The organism is Escherichia sp. TW14182 (genome assembly GCF_000208525.1).
Lineage (GTDB): Bacteria > Pseudomonadota > Gammaproteobacteria > Enterobacterales > Enterobacteriaceae > Escherichia > Escherichia ruysiae.
In genome coordinates, this window is the sequence record NZ_AEJZ01000289.1 from 1 (window position 1) to 561 (window position 561).

Annotated in this window: 1 protein-coding gene; it reads left to right on the forward strand. The window is 54.5% G+C overall.

The window, feature by feature from the left end; genetic code table 11:
• Nucleotides 1-473 (forward strand): molecular chaperone TorD (gene torD, locus EQY_RS0120095; protein ID WP_000306448.1); only part of this gene is annotated, 473 nt, incomplete at its 5' end.
• Between the last annotated feature and the right edge of the window lie 88 nt (nt 474-561).

Sequence of the window (561 nt, forward strand, 5' to 3'; positions counted from 1 at the left end):
ATAGAAAGAGCCCCCCGCCGCTCACAGCGGCGGTGAATGATCTGGAAAACCGTATTGCCACGCTGACAGTACGTGACGATGCCCGTCTGGAACTGGCCGCTGACTTTTGCGGCCTGTTTCTGATGACCGACAAACAAGCCGCGCTGCCGTATGCATCGGCCTACAAACAGGACGAGCAAGAGATTAAACGCTTGTTAGTTGAGGCGGGGATGGAAACCAGCGGCAATTTCAACGAACCGGCAGATCATCTGGCGATCTATCTCGAGTTGTTGAGTCATCTGCATTTTTCGCTGGGAGAGGGGACCGTTCCTGCGCGAGGAATCGAAAGTTTGCGGCAAAAAACACTGACGGCGCTGTGGCGCTGGTTACCGGAGTTTGCTGCGCGTTGCCGTCAGTATGATAGCTTTGGTTTTTACGCGGCACTAAGCCAGTTATTGCAGGTGTTGGTGGAGTGCGACAACCAAAAGAGATAATGCCGATTTGTAGGCCTGATAAGACGCGGTAAGCGTCGCATCAGGCATTATGGCAGAGCCGCCGGATGCGGCGTGAACGCCTTATCCG